Genomic DNA, 18,712 nt, shown 5'->3' with positions numbered 1-18,712 from the left:
GCGTCAGGCGGTGGTTGCGGAGTCGCAATACACCGGTTCGCGCTTCATCCGGACGACGCCGTCATTGCGAGCGCAGCGAAGCAACCCAGTGACGCGCCAGGGTTCGGGGATCGCGCGCCGCCCTGGGTTGCTTCGCTGCGCTCGCAATGACGGTTCGGCAAACGATTGCAACAGTTGCGCGCCGGTCAGGCCTGGACGCGAGACGCCTCTCAGACCTTCCGGAACGCGCGTCCATGCGCGCCGGCCATCCGGCCGATCTGGCGCTCGATGGCGTTCCGCAGAGACGCGCCGAGGTCGTAGGACCAGGTGATGTAGGCCCCGATCGTCGCGCTCACGACCATCACGGCGCTGGCGGCGCAGAGTGGGACCGCGAGCAGCAGGGTCAGGACCAGCCCGACCGACATCCGTTCGCCGAGCGAGGCCTGCGGCCAGGGATCGATCGGCAGGGAGAACCGTCGTCCAGAACGCATGGCTGCGATCCTCGAAGGCCGGCCGCGCTTCGGTTGCGCGCGACTACGCAGAACCAACAGCGCTCATCGTCGGACGTTGCGCGTTGGGTTCTAAAAAGACCGGCGGCCGTGACGTTCCGGCACGGTGGTGCGGCGCAACCGGGGGGGGCGATGCTCGTTGCCGCAGCAGTTGTTCCAAAGAGTGAGGCAGGATGGCACGGGTTGCAGTCGTTACCGGAGGGACCGCCGGAATCGGGCTCGCAACCGCGCATCGCTTCGCCGCCGGCGGCTGGTCGGTGGCCGTGGTGGCGCGTGATCCCGGGCGGCTCGCCGCCGCCGAGCGGGCGCTCGCCGCCTACGGCCAGCCGGTCCTGGCGATCGCGGCCGACGTTGCCGATCCACAGGCCGTGGACGCCGCCGCCGCCCGGATCGAGACCGAGCTTGGCCCGATCCGGGCCTGGGTGAACAACGCCATGTCGACCGTGGTGAACCCGGCCGACCAGATCACCCCGGACGAGTATCGGCGGGTCACCGAGACCACCTATCTCAGCCAAGTCTACGGCACCCTGGCGGCGCTCCGCTACATGAAGCGGCGCAACCGCGGCGCGATCATCCAGGTCTCGTCCGGCCTCGCGATCCGGGCGGCGCCGCTTCAGGCGCCCTATTGCGCGGCCAAGTTCGCCGTCTCCGGCTTCACCGACGCCCTGCGCTGCGAGCTGCTCCACGACAAGGTCGCCGTCAGCCTCAGCGTGGTCTACCTGCCGGCGGTGAACACCCCGCAATTCAACTGGGCGCGCAATCGCACCGGCCATCGTCAATACGCTCCGGACCCGGTCTTCGACCCGCGGCTCTGCGCCGAGGCGATCGTCTACGCGGTGGAACATCCGCGCCGGGAGGTCTGGGTCGGGCGCTCGTCGATGATGATGGCCGCCGCGCAGGCGCTGGCCCCGGCGCTCGCCGACCGCAAGGCGGCCTCGATGTGGTCAGCCCAGCTGTCCGACACGACGATCCCCGACATGGATGGCAACCTCTACGACCCCGTGCCGGGCCAGGTCGGCATCGACGGGCGGTTCACCGACCGGATGAAGACCACACGGGGCGAGTTCGTCACGAGCCGGACGCGCGACCTGGCGGTCGGCGGCCTCGCGGGTCTGGCGCTTCTCGGGCTCGCTGCCGCAGCCGTGGCAGCCACCCGGCCCCGGCGGGCTGCGCTACCTGACCGGACTCGCTAGACACGTCCTGGTTTCAAAAGGTCCGAGACCTTTTGCGGGTCCAGGGCGGAGCCCTGGTGTTTCGGGGGTCCCACCCCCGAACCCCGCCAAAGGGCTGAGCCCTTTGGAATCCCGGGACCATGCGCCAGAAGAGGTTCGAGACGATGCCCGGCTATCTGCCCTTCGCGGGCGCCCTGAAGCTGCCCGCCTATACCTGCGACAATTGCGGGTTCTGGCAGCGCCATTTCGAGGCGCCTCCGTCCTGCCCGCTCTGCCTCGATGTCCGCCACGTGGTGCCGCAGGACGGCTGGCGGTTCCGCACCGCCCGGGAGGCGCAGGACGCCTTCCCGTGCCACTGGCAGGAACTGGAGCCGGGTGTCTGGCGGTTCTGGAACGAGCCGGTCTCCGGCATCGGCCCCTCCGCCTACCTGATCCAGACCGAGCACGGGAATATGGGTTTCGAGGGCTGCCCGGTCTTCAGCGAGGCCGCCCTCGAGCAGATCGCGATGCTCGGCGGCCTACAGGTGCTCTCGGCCTCGCATCCGCATGCTTACGGGGCATTGACGCAGCTCCAGGACCGGTTCGACCCGGAATTATGCCTGCCCGCAGCCGATTTCATCTGGAGTGCCGCGCTTCAGGTGAGCTGGCCGTATGACGATTTCCTCGAGCCCCTGCCGGGTCTGGAGCTGCATCGCACCGCGGGGCATTTCGACGGCCACGCCGTCCTGTACGACCGGACGCGGAAAATCTGCTTCTGCGGCGACGCCCTGAAGTTCGAGCTGGATCCGGCCGATCCGCGCCGGGCCACGACGATCTCGGCCCACAAGGCGTTCGTGCGCGGGGTGCCGCTCACGCCGGGCGAGCTGCGCCGCTACCGCGACGTGTTCGAGCGCCTCGATTTCACCCAGACGTGGACGCCGTTTGAGCCCGCGCGCAATTGCGGCCGGCGCGAGGTTCTGGCGCTGCTGGATCAGTTGCTGAGCGGCCGTGCGCATGCCGCGCCGGTGCCGCTCGACAGCCTGCCGGTTCAGGACCGGTAGAGCGGATCATTCTCCAAACGGATTGGCCGGCCGTGCGGTGTTGCCGCAGCAGCGCGCAGGAACGCTTCAGTGCGAACTGCCACGCTGTCGGGGGTCGCGATCCCGCGCTCGGCCAGGATCGTTTCCAGGGTGGCGAGCCAAGCACCGTAATCGGCGGCCTGCTCAGGGGCAGCGGCGGGCCGGATCGCGTTGCCGAGTCGGTCTGCCCACTCCGCCCAGGTGAACAGCCCCGCCTCCTGCAAGGACACCACCAGGGCGAAGACCTGCGCCTCCCAAGGCGCCGCGAAGGTTTTTGGAAGCGGTTCGCTCACGCCGGGTCCAGATACGGTTCGAAGGCTGCCACCGTGACGATCCCGCCCGGATCGCCGCTCTCACCCCACAACTCCGCAGCGGTGAAGCTGACGGTGTACAGCCAGGTTGGGTTCTCGCCCGCCCCGTAGGCGTTGGTGTCGGGATAGACGAAGGCGCCGTCGATGCGCTCGATCCGGCCCCGCTTCCCGCGGACGTAGCGCGGCAGGCGGGTATGCCCGGTCGGGTGGATGTTGCGGGCAACGACGGCATCACCCACCACGAACCGGGCCGGGGCGGCGGGATCGCGGCTGCTCGGGAAGCCCGCCCGGAAGCGCGCCTCCAGGCCCTCACGGGCGAGCACCCGTGCCACGGGCTTCGGCGCCTCAGAGGCGCGGCCCGCCGCGATCTCGTCGGGAGTCGCAAGGCCCGCGGCGGCGACCTGCTTCTCCAGGGCGGCCAGCCAGATCTCGTAGTAGCTCGATGCGAGATACTGGGCCGGCGGCAGCGACTCGCGGTTGGCGCGGCTGCCGTCGAGGTTCCAGGCGCCGGTGTAGCCCATGGCCATCGCCATCGCGAAGACACGGCGTTCCCAGTCGGCGTGGAACACCGGCTCGTCCGGCTCCGGCACCACCGGCCCGAAGCCGTGCGCGCCGCCGAGATCCTGGGCGCCGTTCATACCGGCATCTCCGGCGGGCTCGGCGGGACCGTTCCGGGCAGGCCGGTGCCGATCATCGCGTCCCGGGTGACGAGGGCGGCCAGGGCCTCCTCGGAGAAACCCTCGGTGTTCGCGGGGCGCATCGGGAGGACCATGTAGCGCGTCTCGGCAGTGGAATCCCAGACGGTGATCCGGGTGGTCTCCGGGATCGTCACCCCGAAATCCGCCAGCACGCCGCGCGGGTCGATCACCGCCCGGGCGCGGTAGGGCGGCGCCTTGTACCAGACCGGCGGCAGGCCGAGCACCGGCCAGGGGTAGCAGGAGCAGAGCGTGCATACGACGAGGTTGTGGGTCTCTGGGGTGTTGGCCACCACCACCATGTGCTCGCCGCCGCGCCCGCCGATGCCGAGCTCGGCGATGGCCGGCGTGGCGTCGGACAGGAGCCGCGCCCGGTATTCGGGATCGGCCCAGGCCCGCGCCACCACCCGGGCGCCGGCATGCGGCCCGACCTTGTTCTCGTAGAGGTCCACGAGGGTGTCGAGGGCCGCCGGGTCGATATAGCCCTTCTCGGTCAGCAGGGATTCCAGCGCGCGGACCCGCGCCTCGATGGGCGAGAGATCGCTGCCATGCGGGTGGTCATGCGCGTGCGCGTGGTCGTGGCTCATCCGTCCTCCTGGCCATCGGTATTCTGCACCGGCGCCTCGCCCACGGCCACTGCCGTTGCGATGTATCAATCATGATCGCGATGGATTGCGCGATCCTCCGGTTTTTTCCGGGAGCGTTTGGCATCGGTTCAGATTTGGGACGCTACCGACGTTAGAGCAGTTCCAGTATACAAGACGATCGGGACCAGGATACGCGTATGACCGATGATATCGCGACGGAGTCGGACGGCACAGAGCGCGGCGGCGCGACCGGCTACGCCGCGATTATCGGCCAGCATCTCGCCCTGCCGATCCGAGACTATTTTCAGATCGTCGAGCAGGAGCCGCTGCCGGCTCAGCTCGCCGGCCTCGTGGCGCGCTTCGAGGCCGCCGTGGCGGCCCAAGGCGAGGTCGTCGCGTTCGATTTCCGCAGCGACATCATCAAGGCGCTGCCGGCGCTGCGCACCTTCGCGCTCTCGCTGGTCGGCGACGTGAGCCGGGCCGACGACCTCGTGCAGGAGACCTTCGTGAAGGCCTGGGCCAACCAGACGCGGTTCCGGCCCGGGACGAACTTCACCGCCTGGCTGTTCACGATCCTGCGCAACCAGTTCTACTCGGAGCTGCGCAAGAACCGGCGCGAGGTCGAGGACGTGGACGGCACCCATGCCAGCCAGATGACCAGCCTGTCCGACCAAGAAGATGCCAGCACCCTCAAGGTCGTGTGGAAGCAGCTCGGCACCCTCCCGGCCGCCCAGCGGCAGGCGCTGCTGCTGGTCGGCGCGGAGGGGCATACCTACGAAGAGGCGGCGACCAAGCTCGGCTGCCAAGTCGGCACCGTGAAGAGCCGGGTCAGCCGGGCGCGCTCCTCGCTGCTCGATACCCTGGGCGTGGTAGTCGCGGGGCAGGCCCCGGCTCCTTGAGTTCGGGGCCGCCGCCCCGGGTGTGCGTGCGACCGTCTGATGAGCCTAGCGCCACGCTGGACCGCTTCCCGCGCACGAACAGGGCGGCTCCGAAGCGGTCACGGATCGCCTCAGATCCTCCGATTGCCGGTGCTGGCGCGGCTTTGCCGAAGCTGGAAAACCGTCATCACCGCCGCGGCCGCGACGCCGGCGAGGATCAGAGCCGGGCGGATGCCCGTTCGCGCCGAAGCCCGGCTCAAGGCCACTTCCGCCTCGCCGGCAATGTTGACCGCGCGCGGCACGAGCTGCGTGTGAAGAAAATGCTTCGCTGCCGAAGGCCCGTCGGGCTTTTTCAGCATGTAATCGCGGCTGACGGTCATACTAACCCCTGTTATTGATTTATGTTGTGGGCGAATAAATTTCCGGATCCGGGAATTCTTTTAGGAAACACCGGTGGGCGGCAGGGGTTTCCCTGCCACGGAAGTCCGGAGTTCATCTGTTGCAAAAGCCCACCTTCAAGCCGTACCGCCTGCCCTCCGGCGGGTGGGGCTCGGCCTTCTCCGTCGGAAACATCCTGCGGCGTGAAGGGGTGCTGGCGAGCGTTCCGGTCGCGCTGACGCGTCACAACAAGGTCGACGGCTACCAGTGCAACAGCTGCGCCTGGGTGAAGCCGGCGAGCCCCCTGCCCTTCGAGTTCTGCGAGAACGGGGTCAAGGCGGTGGCCTGGGAGCTGACGGCGCATCGTTGCACGCCGGACTTCTTCGCCAAGCACACGGTCACCGAGCTTCTGGACTGGGACGATTATCACCTTGAGCAGCCCGGGCGGCTGACCCATCCGCTCCGCTACGATGCGGCGAGCGACAAGTACGTGCCGGTCTCTTGGGGCCATGCCGTCGAGGAGATCGCCCGCGAGCTGCGCGCCGTGGAGGACCGAAAAAAGGGCACGGTGTTCTACAGCTCCGGCCGCCTGTCGAACGAGGGCAGCTACCTCTACGGGCTGCTCGCCCGGCTCTACGGCAACAACAACCTGCCGGACTCCTCCAACATGTGCCACGAGACCACCTCGGTGGCGCTGCCGGCCAGCATCGGCCAGGGCATCGGCACGGTGGCGCTGGACGATTTCGGCAAGGCCGACTGTCTGCTGTTCTTTGGCCAGAACCCGGGCAGCAATTCCCCGCGCATGCTGCACCCGCTGCAGGAGGCGAGCCAGCGCGGCGTTCCGATCATCACCTACAACCCCCTGCGCGAGCGCGGGCTTGAGCGCTTCCTCAACCCGCAATCAGCGGTCGAGATGCTGACCCGCAAGGAGACGCGGATCAGCTCGCAGTACCATCAGGTCAAGGCCGGCGGCGACCTCGCGGCTTTGGCCGGGATCTGCAAGGCGGTGCTGGCCCTCCACGACGCGTCACTTGCCGAGGGCGGCGGGCCGGTGCTGGATGAGGCCTTCATCCAAGAGCACACCCACGGCTTCGACACGTTCCTCGCCTGGCTGGAGACACAGGAGTGGGACAAGCTCGAGCGGCGCTCGGGCCTGCACCGGGCGGACATGGAATCCACCGCCAAGGTCTACAGCGTCTCGAAGGCCGTCATCGCCGTCTACGGCATGGGGCTGACGCAGCATCGGGCGGGCGTCGAGACCGTCCAGATGCTGGTGAACCTGCTGCTGATGCGCGGCAATATGGGCCGCGGCGGCGCCGGCATCTGCCCGGTCCGGGGCCATTCCAACGTCCAGGGGCAGCGCACGGTGGGCATCACCGAGAAGCCCGAGCTGTTTCCGCTGGACCGGCTGGGCGCGCAGTTCGGCTTCGAGCCGCCGCGCGAGGCCGGCTACAACACCGTTGAGGCCTGCGAGGCGGTGCTCAAGGACGAGGTCCGCGCCTTCATCATGCTGGGCGGCAACTTCGTCCGGGCGATCCCCGATCACGGCCAGATGGAGCCGGCCTGGCGCCGGATCCGCCTGACCGTCAACGTCATCACCAAGCTCAACCGCAGCGCGCTCCTTCCGGGGGAGATCAGCTACATCCTGCCGGTGCTCGGGCGTCTGGAGATCGACGAGACCAAGGCCGGCCCGCAGGTCCTCTCGATGGAGGACACTTCGGCCTGCGTGCACGGCAATCGCGGCCTGCGCAAACCCGCCTCCCCGCACTTGATCAGCGAGATCCGTCTAATCTGCGAGCTCGCCCGGGCGGTGCTCGAACCCAACCCCCGGGTGCGGTGGGACGATTACATGCAGGACTATGCCGAGATCCGGAAGGAGATCGGCGAGACGCTGCCGGATTCGTTCTGGGATTACGAGCGGCGCATGTGGGAGCCGGGCGGGTTCCAGCGCGACATGCCGGTGAAGCGCCGCGAATGGTGCACCGATACCGGCCGCGCCAACTTCGTCACGCCGAACGCCCTGGACGAGGATGCCGACATGCCCGCAATCGGGCACGACGTGCTGCGCCTCATGACCCTGCGCAGCAACGACCAGTTCAACACCACCGTCTACGGCTACGACGACCGGTTCCGGGGCATCAACAACACCCGCAAGGTGGTTCTGATGAACCGGTCGGACATCGACCGGCTGGGGCTGAAGGTCGGGCAGGCGGTCACGCTCAAGACCGTTGCCGATGACGGCATCGACCGGCGGCTCTCCGGGCTGCTGGTCGTCGCCTACGACATCCCGATCGGCTGCATCGGCGGCTACTACCCGGAATGCAACGTCCTGATGCCGATCTGGCACTACGCCTCCGGCAGCAAGACGCCGGCGGCCAAGATGATCCCGGTCACGATGCATGCGGACAGCGACCGCGTGCTCGAACCGCAGCTGGACTACGCGGCCGGCTGAACCCCCGACGCCTCAGACCGGCGGGCGGCGCCGATGCCAGTCGGTCGCCCGCTGGTAGGCCTGGCCGATCCGCAGGGCCATCGCCTCGTCGTAGCCCCGGCAGGTGATCTGCAGCGAGAGCGGCAGCCCGGCGGCGGTGAACCCGTTGGGCAGCGCCAGGGCGCAGAGGTCCAGAAGGTTGCCGAAGCGGGTGAATCGCGACGGCAGATGCGCCTCGTCGACCTCGGTGAGCGCCACGGCGGCGCATTCCGTCGTCGGCGTCAGCAGGGCGTCGATCCCCTCCAGGGCGGCGGCATAGGCGACCTTCATGGCGGCGCGGCGCTGGAGCGTGCCGAGATACTCCTGGGCCGAGACCTTCGCGCCGGCCAGGATCCGGGCCCGGACGGCGTCGCCGAGCTGCGAGCCCGGGTCCTCGGCCAGCGCGCCGTTGACGAAATAGGCCTCGGCGTTGGTGATCCCGCTCATCGCCACGCAGTCGCTGAACCGGAACGGCAGAGCGACGTCGACGATCTCGGCCCCCTGCTCGGCCAGGAGATCGAGGGCCGCATCGTAGGCCGCCAGCATGTCGGCGGCGACGCCCTCGCGCTCGGCCTCCGGCATCCGCCCGAGGCGCAGGCCGCGCACGCCGCGGTTCAGGGTCGACCACGGCGCGTCCGGGTTGATGCCCCGGGTGGTGGGATCCAGCGGGTCGGGGCCGGAGATCGCCTCGTAGAGGAGCGCGGTATCCTCGACACTGCGCGCCAGCGGGCCGGGGGTATCGAGCGTCGTCGAGAGCGGCACGATCCCCCAGGTCGAGACGCGCCCGACCGTGACCTTCAGCCCGGTCAGCCCACAGAAGGAGGCGGGCAGGCGCACCGAGCCGCCGGTATCGGTGCCGATGCCCCAGGGCGCCATCCGGGCCGCCACCGCGACCCCGGTGCCGCTGCTCGACCCGCCGGGCGTGCGCTGGGTCTCTGGATCCCAGGGGTTCCAGGGGGTACCGAGATGCTGGTTGGTGCCCCAGCCGCCATAGGCGAACTCCACCGTGTGGGTCTTGCCCAGCACGATCATGCCCTGCGCGATCAGCCGCCGGGCGATGGTGGCGGTGCGCTCGGCCCGGCGCGCCCGGTGGGCGGCCGAGCCGCCCATGGTGATCCGGCCCTCCAGGTCGATCAGGTCTTTCAGCACCACCGGCACGCCGTGCAGCGGCCCGACCGCATGGCCGGCGCGGATCGCCCGGTCGGCGCCCTCGGCCGCCAGACGCGCATCGGCCGCGAACACCTCCGTGAAGGCCTGGAGCTTCGGCTCCAGCTGCGCGACCCGGCCGAGCAGCGCGTCGACTGCATCTACCGGGGAAAGTGTCTTCGATCCGATCGCCCGGGCGAGTTCGGCCGCGGACGCGTCGACGAGATCAAAATCAGCCATCGGGATTACTGCACGCTGACGAGGGTGAGGTCGACGAACCAGGATTGCGGGGAGACGAAGCCGTGGATCTTCTTCGACATCCCGCGCGGGTTGAGGTCGTGCACGATGAACAACCACGGCGGGTTGTCCACCAGCCGCTCGTGGGCGAGCGCCGTCTGCGCGTCGATCACCTTCGTGTCGTCGGTCTCGGCCAGCGCCTTGAGGGCGGCATCGAACGCGTCGTCCTTCCAGTTCGGGAAGTTGAAGCCGCCGGGCGGGAACCGGTCGCCGGCGAAGTAGCGCGCCATCACGCTCGGGTCGGACGAGGGTGAGGAGACGTTGAGCGCCATCGAGCCCTGGAGGCTCTGCGCGTCCGGCAGCGCCCGGCTGGAATTCAGCAGCACCTGCCACTCGACCACGTTGAAGCTGAGCTCGACGTTGCAGGCCTGCTTGAGGTTTTCCTGCAAGTACTCGTTCATCGGCATCGGCAGCATCTGGCCCGAGCCCGAGGACGAGATCATCACCTTGAGGCTGAGCGGCTTCTTCTCGGAGTAGCCAGCCTCGGCCAGCAGCGCCTTGCCCTTGGCGGCGTCGAAACCGTAACGGTTCTTCGGGCTGCCGAAATTCGGGTCCTTGTCGTTGAGCCAGCCCGAGGCCGGCTCGGCCGTGCCGTTGAGCAACTCGACGATGCCGGCGCGGTCGACGCAGTAGTTCAGTGCCTGGCGGACGCGCACGTCTTTCAGCGGGCTGTCCTTGGCGCCGATGTTGAAGATGTACGGCCAGACATGCGGGTAGGAGCCCGTGGTGATGGCGAAGCCCGCCTGCTTCAGGGATGGGATCGCATCGGGCGCCGGCACCTCGATCCAGTCGACCTGCCCCGACCGCAGGGCCGCGACCCGGGCATTCGCCTCCGGGATCGGCATCAGCCGAACCTTGTCGACCTTGGCCATCCGGTTCGGGTCCCAGTATCCGTCGAACTTGGCGAGATCGACCGATTCCCGCGGGGCGACGCGGGTGATCTTGAACGGGCCAGTGCCGGCCGCCGGCAGCGCCGCGACCTTGGCCCAGTCCCGCCCGGCCTTCTCGAAGGATTGGGGCGAGGTGAACAGCAGGTAGACCACCATGTCGGGGAAGTACGACGCGACCTGCGTGGTCGTGAACTGCACGGTGGCATCGTCGATCTTCTTGTAGCCGCCGACCAGCGGCGCCCGGGCGCGGGAGATGCCGGCTCCCTGCGGCTCGAATTGCGGGCTGTCGTTCTTGAAGTAGCGGTCGAGGTTCCAGATCACCGCATCGGCGTTGAACGGGGTGCCGTCATGGAAGCTGACGCCCTGGCGCAGGTGGAAGGTCCAGACCTTCTTGTCGTTGGAATCCTGCTCCCAGCGCTCGGCGAGAGCCGGGATGATGCCGGCGAGCTTGTCAGTGTGCTTCAGGTCCCACTGCACCAGCCCCTCGAAGATCGGGTAGCCGAGGAAGCGCATGCCCTCGAAGCCGTTATTGGGCATCCCGGTGGCCGTGGGGATGTCGGAGGCGGTCATGGCGATCCGCAGCACGCTCTCGGCGTGAGCGGCAGGAGCCAGCGCGAGGGAACCGGCGACGGAGAAGGCGAGGAGGCGGCGCAGTTTCATCGGATCCCGTTCGTCGACGTTGCGGGCCGCCACCGGCAAATCCCGCGCCAGATCGTGCGATAGTCCGGGCGTCCGATGACTGGGTGATGGCGCGTTTCGGCCCTTGCGCTCGGGACGGGCTGCGCCACGATAATAATGAATGCGCGTTGCCGGCCGACCGGGCCGGACCGAGAGGGAGCCGCCCGTGACCGATGGGACGCCAACCACGATGAACGGGGCCGAGAGCCTCGTCCGGACCCTCGTCGCCGGCGGGGTCGAGGTCTGCTTCACCAATCCCGGCACGTCCGAGATGCATTTCGTCGCCGCCCTCGACCGGGTCGAGGGGATGCGCTGCGTCCTGTTCCTGTTCGAGGGCGGGGCGACCGGCGCGGCGGACGGCTATGCCCGCATGGCCGACAAGCCGGCCTCGACCCTGCTGCATCTCGGGCCCGGCCTCGCCAACGGGCTCGCCAACCTGCACAACGCCAAGAAGGCGCGCACCCCCGTCGTCAACATCGTCGGCGAGCACGCCACCTATCACCGCGAGTACAACGCGCCGCTGACCTCGGACATCGAGGGGCTGGCCCGTCCGATGTCGTCCTGGGTTCATACCGGCCTGAGCGCCGCCGAGATCGGATCCGACGGCGCCGCCGCCATCGCGGCCGCCCGCACCGCGCCGGGGCAGGTTGCGACCCTGATCCTGCCGGCCAACACCGCCTGGGACCCGGGCACGGGCATCGCGCCGGTACCGCCGATCCCCGAGCGAGTGCGAGCCGAGGCATCGGCCATCGCGGCCGCCGTGGCAGCGCTCTCCAGCGGCGAGCCGGTGCTGCTCCATCTCGGCGATCGGGCGGTGCAGGGCGAGGGCCGGGTGATCGCCGACCGGATCGCCCGCAAGACCGGCGCGACGCTGATGGCGATGACCTCCAACGCCCGGATCGACCGGGGCGCCGGCACGGTCCCGATCGAGCGCCTGCCCTACCCGATCGACCAGGCGATCGAGGCCCTGAAGGGCTTCCGCCACATCATCCTGATCGGCGCGACCCAGCCGGTGGGGTTCTTCGCCTATCCCGGCAAGCCGAGCCTGCTCGCCCCCGAGGGATCTTCAACCATCACCCTCGCCACCCCCGAGGAAGACCAGATCGACGCCCTGGAGCGGCTCGCCGAAGCCGTCGCCGCGCCGCCGGCCGAGCCGATCGCTGCGAAGCCGCGGCCCAGCCTGCCCGGTTCGGGCGCCCTGGACCAGGACACTATCGGCCAAGTCCTCGGCGCGCTGATCCCGGAGGGCGCGGTGATCTGCGACGAGTCGATCACCACCGGCCGCAACTTCTTCGCCCTGACCCGGGATGCCGCACCGCATTCCTGGCTGCAGCTCAGCGGCGGCTCGATCGGCCTCGGCATCCCGATGGCCACCGGGGCGGCGGTGGCCTGCCCCGACCGCAAGGTGATCAACCTCCAGGCCGACGGCAGCGGGCTCTACACCGCCCAGGCCCTCTGGACGCAAGCCCGCGAGCGCCTCGACGTGGTGACGCTGATCTGGTCGAACCGGTCCTACGCGATCCTGCGGGCGGAACTCGCCAATGTCGGCGCGCACAATCCCGGTCCGAAGGCGCTCGGCATGCTGAGCCTTGATGATCCGGCGGTGGATTGGGTCAGCCTCGCCCGCGGCTTCGGGGTCGAGGGTAGGCGGGTCGAGACCCTGGAGGACTTCATCGCAGCGTTCCGGCACGGGCTGGACACACCCGGCCCGCACCTCATCGAAGTCGCCCTGTGAGCGGAGCCGCCTACGCGCTGCCCGGGCTCGAAGGCCCCGCCGAGATCCGGATCGACCGCTGGGGGCTGGCCCATATCCGCGCCGCCACCGCGCTCGACGCCTTCCGGGTCCAGGGCTTCAACGCCGCCCGGGATCGGCTGTGGCAGCTCGACCTCTGGCGCAAGCGCGGACTCGGCCTGCTGGCGGCGGATTTCGGGCCGGGCTATCTCGCCCAGGACCGCGCCGCCCGGTTGTTCCTGTATCGCGGGGATATGGCGGCCGAATGGGCCGCCTATGGGCCGCAGGATACCAAGGCCATCGTCACGGCCTTCGTGGACGGGATCAACGCCTTCGTCGCGTTGGCCGAGACGCGGCCGGACTTGCGGCCGCCCGAATTCGCCCTGACGGAGACCTGCCCCGCCCGATGGTTGCCCGAGGATGTGGTCCGGATCCGCAGCCATGGGCTCGTGCGCAACGTCCTGTCCGAGGTCGCCCGCGCCCGGGTGCTGGCCCTGGCCGAGACCCGCGAGGCCGGGCTCGCCGCCGACGACCTGCGCAAGCGCATCAGCCCGCCGCACGACCCGGTGATGCCGGACGGGCTCGACGCCGCCGACTGGCCGGTCGACCTCCTCGACGATTTCCGGCTCGCCACCGCCCCGGTCGGGTTCACCCCCGAGCGGATGGCCGCCACGCGCGAGGAGGCCTGGGCCTGGAGCAAGGTCGACGCCCACGGCGCGGTCACGCGGGGGACGCGCGCCACCCCGAAGGAGCCGGTCGAGGGTTCGAACAACTGGGTGGTGGGGCCGACTCGAACCGAGACCGGCCGCCCGATCCTGGCGAGCGACCCGCACCGGATCTACCTGCAGCCATCGCTGCGCTACGCCGTCCATCTCACTGCCCCGGGTCTCGACGTGATCGGGGCAGGCGAGCCCGCCCTGCCGGGCATCTCCATCGGCCATAACGGCCAGGCCGCCTTCAGCCTGACCATCGCGCCGATGGACCAGGAGGATCTTTTTGTTTGTGAGACCGACCCGGCCGATCCGGATCGCTACCGCTATGGCGAGGACTGGGAGCCGATCGAGCGCGTCACCGAAAACATTCCGGTGCGTGGCGGCCCGGACGAGACCGTATTACTGGCCTTCACCCGGCACGGCCCGGTGATCCGCGAGACCGGCGGGCGGGCCTTCGCGCTCCGCACCGTCTGGTCCGAGCCCGGCGCTGCCGCCTATCTCAGCAGCCTCGCCTATCTCGGCGCCACGAGCCCGGAGGCGTTCGGGCAGGCCCTGCGCCACTGGTCGGCGCCTTCGGTCAACCAGCTCTACGTTGATGAGACCGGGCGTAGCGCGTGGTTCATGGCCGGCAAGGCGCCGGTCCGGCCGACCCATGATGGCTTGCTGCCGCTGCCGGGCGATGGCCGCTACGACTGGGCCGGGTTTCACGATCCCGACGCCCTGCCCCGCCGCATCGACCCGCCGGAGGGCTACCTCGCCACCGCCAACGAGATGAACCTGCCGCCGGATTTTCCCGTCGAGACCCGCAAGGTCGGCTTCGAATGGGCTGAGCCCTGGCGCGCCCGGCGCATCCGCACGGTGCTGGATGGTCAGAACCGGCACAGTCTGTCGGAGTCCCAGGCGCTCCAGGGCGACGACCATTCCGAGCCGGCCCTGCACCTCGCCAAGCTCGTGCGGGCGCTGCCGGCGGGGGCGGATCCCGATATCGAGGCGGCTCGCGCCCTGCTGGCCCCGTTCGACGGATCGCTGCACACGGACTCCGCGGCGGCCGCCCTCATCGAGGTGTTCTGGGTCCGCCATCTCCGCCCGGCCCTGCTCGAAGCCCTGGTGCCCGACGCCCGGACCCGCCGCCTGCTGCCGCCCGGCGACACGCAGAGCCTGATCGAGCGGCTGGAGACTGGCCTCAATCCGGCCGCCCGCGACGGCCTTCTGACAGATTCCCTGGAGGCCGCGTTCAGGGAGTGCCGCACGCGGATGGGGACGGACCCCAAAACCTGGTCCTGGGGCCGGCTACACCACGCCCTGTTCGCCCATCCGCTCTCGGCCCTGCGGCCGGATTCGGGCTGGGATGTCGGCCCGCTGGCCGTCGGGGGCGCCGCGGCATCGGTCATGCACGCGGAGTACCGGACCGACACGTTCCAGCTGACCCACGGTGCCTCGTTCCGCATGGTCGTGGATGTGGGCGACTGGGACCGATCGGTCTTCATCAACGTGCCCGGCCAGTCGGGGGACCCGGGCAGCCCGCATTACGCCGACCTGGCCCCCATCTGGGGCCGCCAGGACCATGTGCCGATGCTCTACGGCCGCGCCGCCGTGGAGGCGGCCACCGAGACGATCATCACGCTGAGCCCGGCCTCCGCCTGACCGGTGGCCGGCCGAAGACGGGGACTGGAAAAACCGTGCAGATCTTCATCGCGGGCCTCGCCACCGAGACCAACACCTTCGCGCCCCTGCCCACCGGCCGCGCGGCCTTTCTGGCCGACTATGCCCGCCGGGACGGCAGCAAGAACCCGCCTCGCCTCAGCAACATCGCCCTCAAGGCCTGGCACGAGCAGGCCGAGGCGGATGGTCACAATGTCGTCGAGAGCCTCTCGACCTTCGCGCAGCCGGGCGGGATCACCCTGCGCGCCGTCTACGAGGAATTGCGCGACGCCCTGCTCGACGATCTCCGGGCGGCCAGGCCGGTCGATGCCGTGCTGCTGTTCATGCACGGCGCCATGGTCGCCGAGGGCACTGACGATTGCGAGGGCGACACCCTGGAGCGGGTCCGCGCCATCGTCGGCCCGGACGCGACGATCGGCGTCGAGCTCGACCTGCATTGCCATCTCACCGAGGCGATGCGGCGGAGCGCCGACGTGATCGTGATCTACAAGGAATACCCGCACACCGACATCGTCGACCGCGCCCGCGACCTCTATCCTCTCGTGGTGCGGACAGCCGCGAAAGACATCCGGCCGGTGATGGCCTATGCCGATTGCCGGATGATCAACATGTGGCGCACCACCCGCGAGCCGGTCGCCGGCTTCGTGCGCCGGATGGAGGCGCTGGAGGGCCGGGACGGCATCCTGTCGGTCTCCTTCGGGCACGGCTTCCCCTGGGGCGACGTGCCGGATGTCGGCGCGAAAATGCTGGTTGTCGCCGACGGCGATGCCGCCAAGGCGCAGGCGCTGGCAGATGAACTCGCCCGGGAGGTCTGGGCGATGCGCGAAGAGGCGGCGAGCCGCTGCGACAGCATCGATGCCGCCATCGACGCGGCCTTGGCCTCGGACGACCCGCGCCCGATGGTGCTGGCCGACTTCGCCGATAATGCGGGGGCCGGCGCGCCCTCCGATAACACCGCGATCCTGGCGCGCCTCGCCGAGCGCGGCATCACGGATGTGGCGCTCGGTCTGATCTGGGATCCCGGCGCGGTCGGGATCTGCCACGAGGCCGGGCTCGGCGCGACCTTCGTGCTGCGCATCGGCGGCAAGTGCGGCGTCACCTCGGGCGATCCCGTGGACCTGCGCATCACCGTGCGCGGCCTCTCCGAGGATCACAGCCAGGGCGGCCTCAGCGGCGGCCGGGCCCGCCTCGGGCCTGCCGCCTGGGTCGAGGCCGATGGGATCCACGTGGTCCTGACCCATATCCGCCAGCAGGCTTTCGCGCCCGACGCCTTCACGGGGCTCGGGCTCAGCCTCGACGACAAGCGAATCGTGGTGGTGAAGTCGATGCAGCATTTCTACGCCGCCTTCGCGCCGATCGCGAGCGAGGTCCGCTACGTCGCGGCGCCGGGGGCGGTCCCGCCGGATTACGGCGCGATCCCCTACACCAAGCGCTCGGGCCGCTACTGGCCCAAGGTGGTCGATCCCTTCGCCGAGTCCTCCGCCGAGAGCGCCCGATGATCCCGGACCTGCCGTTCGACGCCGAGTCCATCCTGGCGACGTTGCGCCCCTGGGTGGAATGCGAGAGCCCGACCCACGACGCGGCCGCGGTCAACCGGATGATGGGCCTGGCCGCCCGCGACCTCGCGGTCGCCGGGGCTGCGGTCGAGACCATCCCCGGCCGGATGGGCCTGAGCGATTGCGTCCGCGCCCGCTTCCCCCATCGCCATCGTGACCGGCCCGGCATCCTGGTGCTCGGGCATCTCGACACGGTGCATCCGGTCGGCACCCTCGGGAGCCTGCCCTGGCGGATCGCGGGCAACCGCGCCTACGGGCCGGGCATCCTCGACATGAAGGGCGGCAACGTGATCGCCCTCGCGGCGATCCGCGCGCTCACCGCCGCCGGTATCGAGACGCCGCTGCCGGTGACATTCCTGTTCACTGGCGACGAGGAGGTCGGCAGCCCCTCGACCCGGGACCTGATCGAGGCCGAGGCCGGCCGCCACGCCTTCGTGCTGGTGCCCGAGCCCGGCCAAGCCGACAACGGCGTCGTCACAGGCCGTTACGCCATCGCGCGCTTCGACCTGGAGGCCGTGGGCCGCCCGAGCCATGCCGGCGCCTCGCCCCACGAGGGCCGCTCGGCGATCCGTGCTATGGCGCGCATGATCCTGGCGATCGACAGCCTATCGGATGCGGATTGCACCTTCTCCACCGGGATCGTCTCGGGCGGGCAATGGGTCAATTGCGTCCCGACCCTGTGCCGCGGGCAGGCCCTGAGCATGGCCAAGCGTCAGGCCGATCTCGACCGCGGAGTCGCGCGGATGCTGGCCCTGTCTGGCGAGCAGGACGGCGTCCGCTTCTCGGTGACCCGGGGCGTCACCCGGCCGGTCTGGGAGCCCGATGCCGGCTGCCTGGCCCTCTACGAGCAGGCGCGGACCTTGAGCGAGGCGCTCGGCCAGCCCTTGCCCCATCGCAGCGCCGGCGGCGGCTCGGACGGAAACTTCACCGGCGCCAACGGCATCCCGACCCTCGACGGCCTCGGACCGCTGGGCCAGGGCTACCACACCCTCGACGAGCACGTGCTGATCGAGACGCTGCCCCAGCGGGCGCGGCTGTTCGCGGCTCTGCTCGCCAATCTCGGCACCGCGGGCCGATCGTGAGCCCCGATCCCGTGACGGTCGCGGTCGCCGGCGCCACCGGCGATCTCGGCCTGCGGATCGTGCGGGCGCTCCGGCGCGAGGGCGCAGCGGTCACCGCTCTCGTCCGGCCCGGGACGGATCAGGCCCGGGTCGCGCCGCTCCACGCGCTGGGCGCCCGCGTGGTCGAGGCTGGCCCCGGCCGCCCCGGCAACTGGCAGGTCGCGTGCACGGGGGCGGCCTGCGTGGTCTCGGCCTTCAACGGGTTGAGCGGGACCGTGATCGATGCGCAGACCGCTTTGCTGGAGGGTGCCGTCCGGGCCGGCGTGCCGCGCTTCATCCCCTCGGATTTCTCGATCGACTACGCCAAGACCGCGCCCGGCGGGAACCGCAACCTCGACCTGCGCCGCGCCTTCCGGGACCGTCTCGACGCCGCCTCGATCCAGGCGACCTCGGTGCTCAGCGGCGCGTTCATGGAATTGCTCGACGGGCAGGCGCCGCTGATCCTCCACCGCCCGCGCCGGGTGCTCTCCTGGGGCAGCGCCGACCAAATCCTCGACTTCACCACCAAGGACGACACCGCGGCCTTCACGGCCCGGGCCGCCCTGGATCCCGGGACCCCGCGCTGGCTGCGGATCGCCGGCGATAGCGTGAGCGCCCGCGACTTGGCCGAGGCGGCGAGCGCGGCCCGAGGCACGCGCTATCGGGTGCTGCGCGCCGGCAGCCTCGGCTCTCTGGGTCTGATGATCCGCGTCGCCCGCACCCTCGCTCCGGGGCGCGGCGCGGTGTTCCCGCCCTGGCAGGGCATGCAGTACCTGCGCGACATGTTCGAGGGCCGCGCCCGGCTCACGCCCCTCGACAACGACCGCTACCCGGACCTGCGCTGGACCAAAGTCCGAACCTTCCTGTCGGAGACCGCCGAGCCGCGCGGTCGGGCGTGAGA

General features: G+C 70.0%; 16 protein-coding genes. 9 read left to right on the top strand and 7 right to left on the bottom strand.

Features of this window, described 5'->3' with window-relative positions; translation table 11 throughout:
* Positions 1 to 209 precede the first annotated feature (209 nt).
* Positions 210 to 470, bottom strand: a complete 261-nt coding sequence (locus BM228_RS08255; protein ID WP_092038904.1) for a hypothetical protein — start codon at positions 468 to 470, stop codon at positions 210 to 212.
* 191 nt (positions 471 to 661) lie between these two features.
* Between BM228_RS08255 and BM228_RS08250 the strand changes: the two genes are divergently transcribed.
* Together BM228_RS08250 and BM228_RS08245 are read left to right on the top strand one after the other, a co-directional pair.
* Positions 662 to 1,681 (top strand): SDR family oxidoreductase, encoded by a 1,020-nt coding sequence (locus BM228_RS08250; protein WP_092038902.1) that lies wholly within the window; start codon positions 662 to 664, stop codon positions 1,679 to 1,681.
* Between the two features lie 143 nt (positions 1,682 to 1,824).
* A complete protein-coding gene (locus BM228_RS08245; RefSeq protein WP_092039132.1) occupies positions 1,825 to 2,700 on the top strand; it encodes an MBL fold metallo-hydrolase in 876 nt (291 codons plus the stop codon).
* Here the strand turns inward: BM228_RS08245 and BM228_RS08240 are convergent.
* Genes BM228_RS08240 through nthA form a run of 3 tightly spaced genes read right to left on the bottom strand, consistent with a single transcriptional unit; the run spans position 2,688 to position 4,311 of the window.
* Positions 2,688 to 3,011, bottom strand: coding sequence for a nitrile hydratase accessory protein (locus BM228_RS08240; RefSeq protein WP_092038900.1), 324 nt, complete (start codon positions 3,009 to 3,011; stop codon positions 2,688 to 2,690). The two genes, BM228_RS08245 and BM228_RS08240, sit on opposite strands and share 13 nt — an antisense overlap.
* Positions 3,008 to 3,667, bottom strand: a complete 660-nt coding sequence (nthB, locus tag BM228_RS08235) for a nitrile hydratase subunit beta (RefSeq protein WP_092038898.1) — start codon at positions 3,665 to 3,667, stop codon at positions 3,008 to 3,010. The genes BM228_RS08240 and nthB overlap by 4 nt, the downstream gene beginning before the upstream one ends.
* A complete protein-coding gene (gene nthA, locus BM228_RS08230) occupies positions 3,664 to 4,311 on the bottom strand; it encodes a nitrile hydratase subunit alpha (protein WP_092038896.1) in 648 nt (215 codons plus the stop codon). The genes nthB and nthA overlap by 4 nt, the downstream gene beginning before the upstream one ends.
* 197 nt (positions 4,312 to 4,508) lie before the next feature.
* On the opposite strand from nthA, the gene BM228_RS08225 reads away from it, so the two are divergent.
* Positions 4,509 to 5,210 carry a sigma-70 family RNA polymerase sigma factor gene (locus tag BM228_RS08225; protein WP_092038894.1) on the top strand — a complete coding sequence of 234 codons (702 nt, stop codon included), beginning with the start codon at positions 4,509 to 4,511 and terminating at the stop codon, positions 5,208 to 5,210.
* A 110-nt stretch (positions 5,211 to 5,320) separates the two neighbouring features.
* Here BM228_RS08225 and BM228_RS08220 read toward each other — a convergent pair whose 3' ends face one another.
* A complete protein-coding gene (locus BM228_RS08220) occupies positions 5,321 to 5,569 on the bottom strand; it encodes a hypothetical protein (protein ID WP_092038893.1) in 249 nt (82 codons plus the stop codon).
* Positions 5,570 to 5,688: 119 nt separating this feature from the next.
* Between BM228_RS08220 and BM228_RS08215 the strand changes: the two genes are divergently transcribed.
* Positions 5,689 to 8,019, top strand: coding sequence for an FdhF/YdeP family oxidoreductase (locus tag BM228_RS08215; RefSeq protein WP_092038891.1), 2,331 nt, complete (start codon positions 5,689 to 5,691; stop codon positions 8,017 to 8,019).
* A gap of 12 nt (positions 8,020 to 8,031) precedes the next feature.
* Here the strand turns inward: BM228_RS08215 and BM228_RS08210 are convergent, their stop codons facing one another.
* Complete coding sequence (locus tag BM228_RS08210; RefSeq protein WP_092038889.1) at positions 8,032 to 9,423, bottom strand: amidase; 1,392 nt, start codon at positions 9,421 to 9,423, stop codon at positions 8,032 to 8,034.
* Positions 9,424 to 9,428: 5 nt separating this feature from the next.
* Complete coding sequence (locus tag BM228_RS08205) at positions 9,429 to 11,030, bottom strand: ABC transporter substrate-binding protein (protein WP_092039130.1); 1,602 nt, start codon at positions 11,028 to 11,030, stop codon at positions 9,429 to 9,431.
* Positions 11,031 to 11,238: 208 nt separating this feature from the next.
* Here BM228_RS08205 and BM228_RS08200 point away from each other — a divergent pair, with 208 nt between their 5' ends.
* The 5 genes from BM228_RS08200 to BM228_RS08180 are packed head-to-tail and all read left to right on the top strand — an operon-like array spanning position 11,239 to position 18,710.
* Positions 11,239 to 12,783 carry an acetolactate synthase large subunit gene (locus BM228_RS08200; RefSeq protein ID WP_167367698.1) on the top strand — a complete coding sequence of 515 codons (1,545 nt, stop codon included), beginning with the start codon at positions 11,239 to 11,241 and terminating at the stop codon, positions 12,781 to 12,783.
* Complete coding sequence (locus tag BM228_RS08195) at positions 12,780 to 15,137, top strand: penicillin acylase family protein (RefSeq protein ID WP_092038886.1); 2,358 nt, start codon at positions 12,780 to 12,782, stop codon at positions 15,135 to 15,137. Before BM228_RS08200 ends, BM228_RS08195 begins: the two co-directional genes overlap by 4 nt.
* 35 nt (positions 15,138 to 15,172) lie before the next feature.
* A complete protein-coding gene (locus BM228_RS08190) occupies positions 15,173 to 16,654 on the top strand; it encodes a M81 family metallopeptidase (protein ID WP_092038884.1) in 1,482 nt (493 codons plus the stop codon).
* Complete coding sequence (locus tag BM228_RS08185) at positions 16,651 to 17,793, top strand: M20/M25/M40 family metallo-hydrolase (protein ID WP_092038882.1); 1,143 nt, start codon at positions 16,651 to 16,653, stop codon at positions 17,791 to 17,793. Before BM228_RS08190 ends, BM228_RS08185 begins: the two co-directional genes overlap by 4 nt.
* A complete protein-coding gene (locus tag BM228_RS08180; RefSeq protein WP_244537067.1) occupies positions 17,790 to 18,710 on the top strand; it encodes an NmrA family NAD(P)-binding protein in 921 nt (306 codons plus the stop codon). Before BM228_RS08185 ends, BM228_RS08180 begins: the two co-directional genes overlap by 4 nt.
* Positions 18,711 to 18,712 lie beyond the last annotated feature (2 nt).

The organism is Methylobacterium pseudosasicola, assembly GCF_900114535.1.
Lineage (GTDB): Bacteria > Pseudomonadota > Alphaproteobacteria > Rhizobiales > Beijerinckiaceae > Methylobacterium > Methylobacterium pseudosasicola.
The sequence above is the reverse complement of the archived record's forward strand: the minus strand, read 5'-3'. Positions and strand labels throughout refer to the sequence as shown.

Bases quoted from the DNA above. Each gene is read 5' to 3' on its own strand.
- BM228_RS08255 (WP_092038904.1), bottom strand. From the start codon at position 470: ATGCGTTCTGGACGACGGTTCTCCCTGCCGATCGATCCCTGGCCGCAG.
- BM228_RS08250 (WP_092038902.1), top strand. From the start codon at position 662: ATGGCACGGGTTGCAGTCGTTACCGGAGGGACCGCCGGAATCGGGCTC.
- BM228_RS08245 (WP_092039132.1), top strand. From the start codon at position 1,825: ATGCCCGGCTATCTGCCCTTCGCGGGCGCCCTGAAGCTGCCCGCCTAT.
- nthB (WP_092038898.1), bottom strand. From the start codon at position 3,667: ATGAACGGCGCCCAGGATCTCGGCGGCGCGCACGGCTTCGGGCCGGTG.
- nthA (WP_092038896.1), bottom strand. From the start codon at position 4,311: ATGAGCCACGACCACGCGCACGCGCATGACCACCCGCATGGCAGCGAT.
- BM228_RS08225 (WP_092038894.1), top strand. From the start codon at position 4,509: ATGACCGATGATATCGCGACGGAGTCGGACGGCACAGAGCGCGGCGGC.
- BM228_RS08220 (WP_092038893.1), bottom strand. From the start codon at position 5,569: ATGACCGTCAGCCGCGATTACATGCTGAAAAAGCCCGACGGGCCTTCG.
- BM228_RS08210 (WP_092038889.1), bottom strand. From the start codon at position 9,423: ATGGCTGATTTTGATCTCGTCGACGCGTCCGCGGCCGAACTCGCCCGG.
- BM228_RS08205 (WP_092039130.1), bottom strand. From the start codon at position 11,030: ATGAAACTGCGCCGCCTCCTCGCCTTCTCCGTCGCCGGTTCCCTCGCG.
- BM228_RS08200 (WP_167367698.1), top strand. From the start codon at position 11,239: ATGAACGGGGCCGAGAGCCTCGTCCGGACCCTCGTCGCCGGCGGGGTC.
- BM228_RS08185 (WP_092038882.1), top strand. From the start codon at position 16,651: ATGATCCCGGACCTGCCGTTCGACGCCGAGTCCATCCTGGCGACGTTG.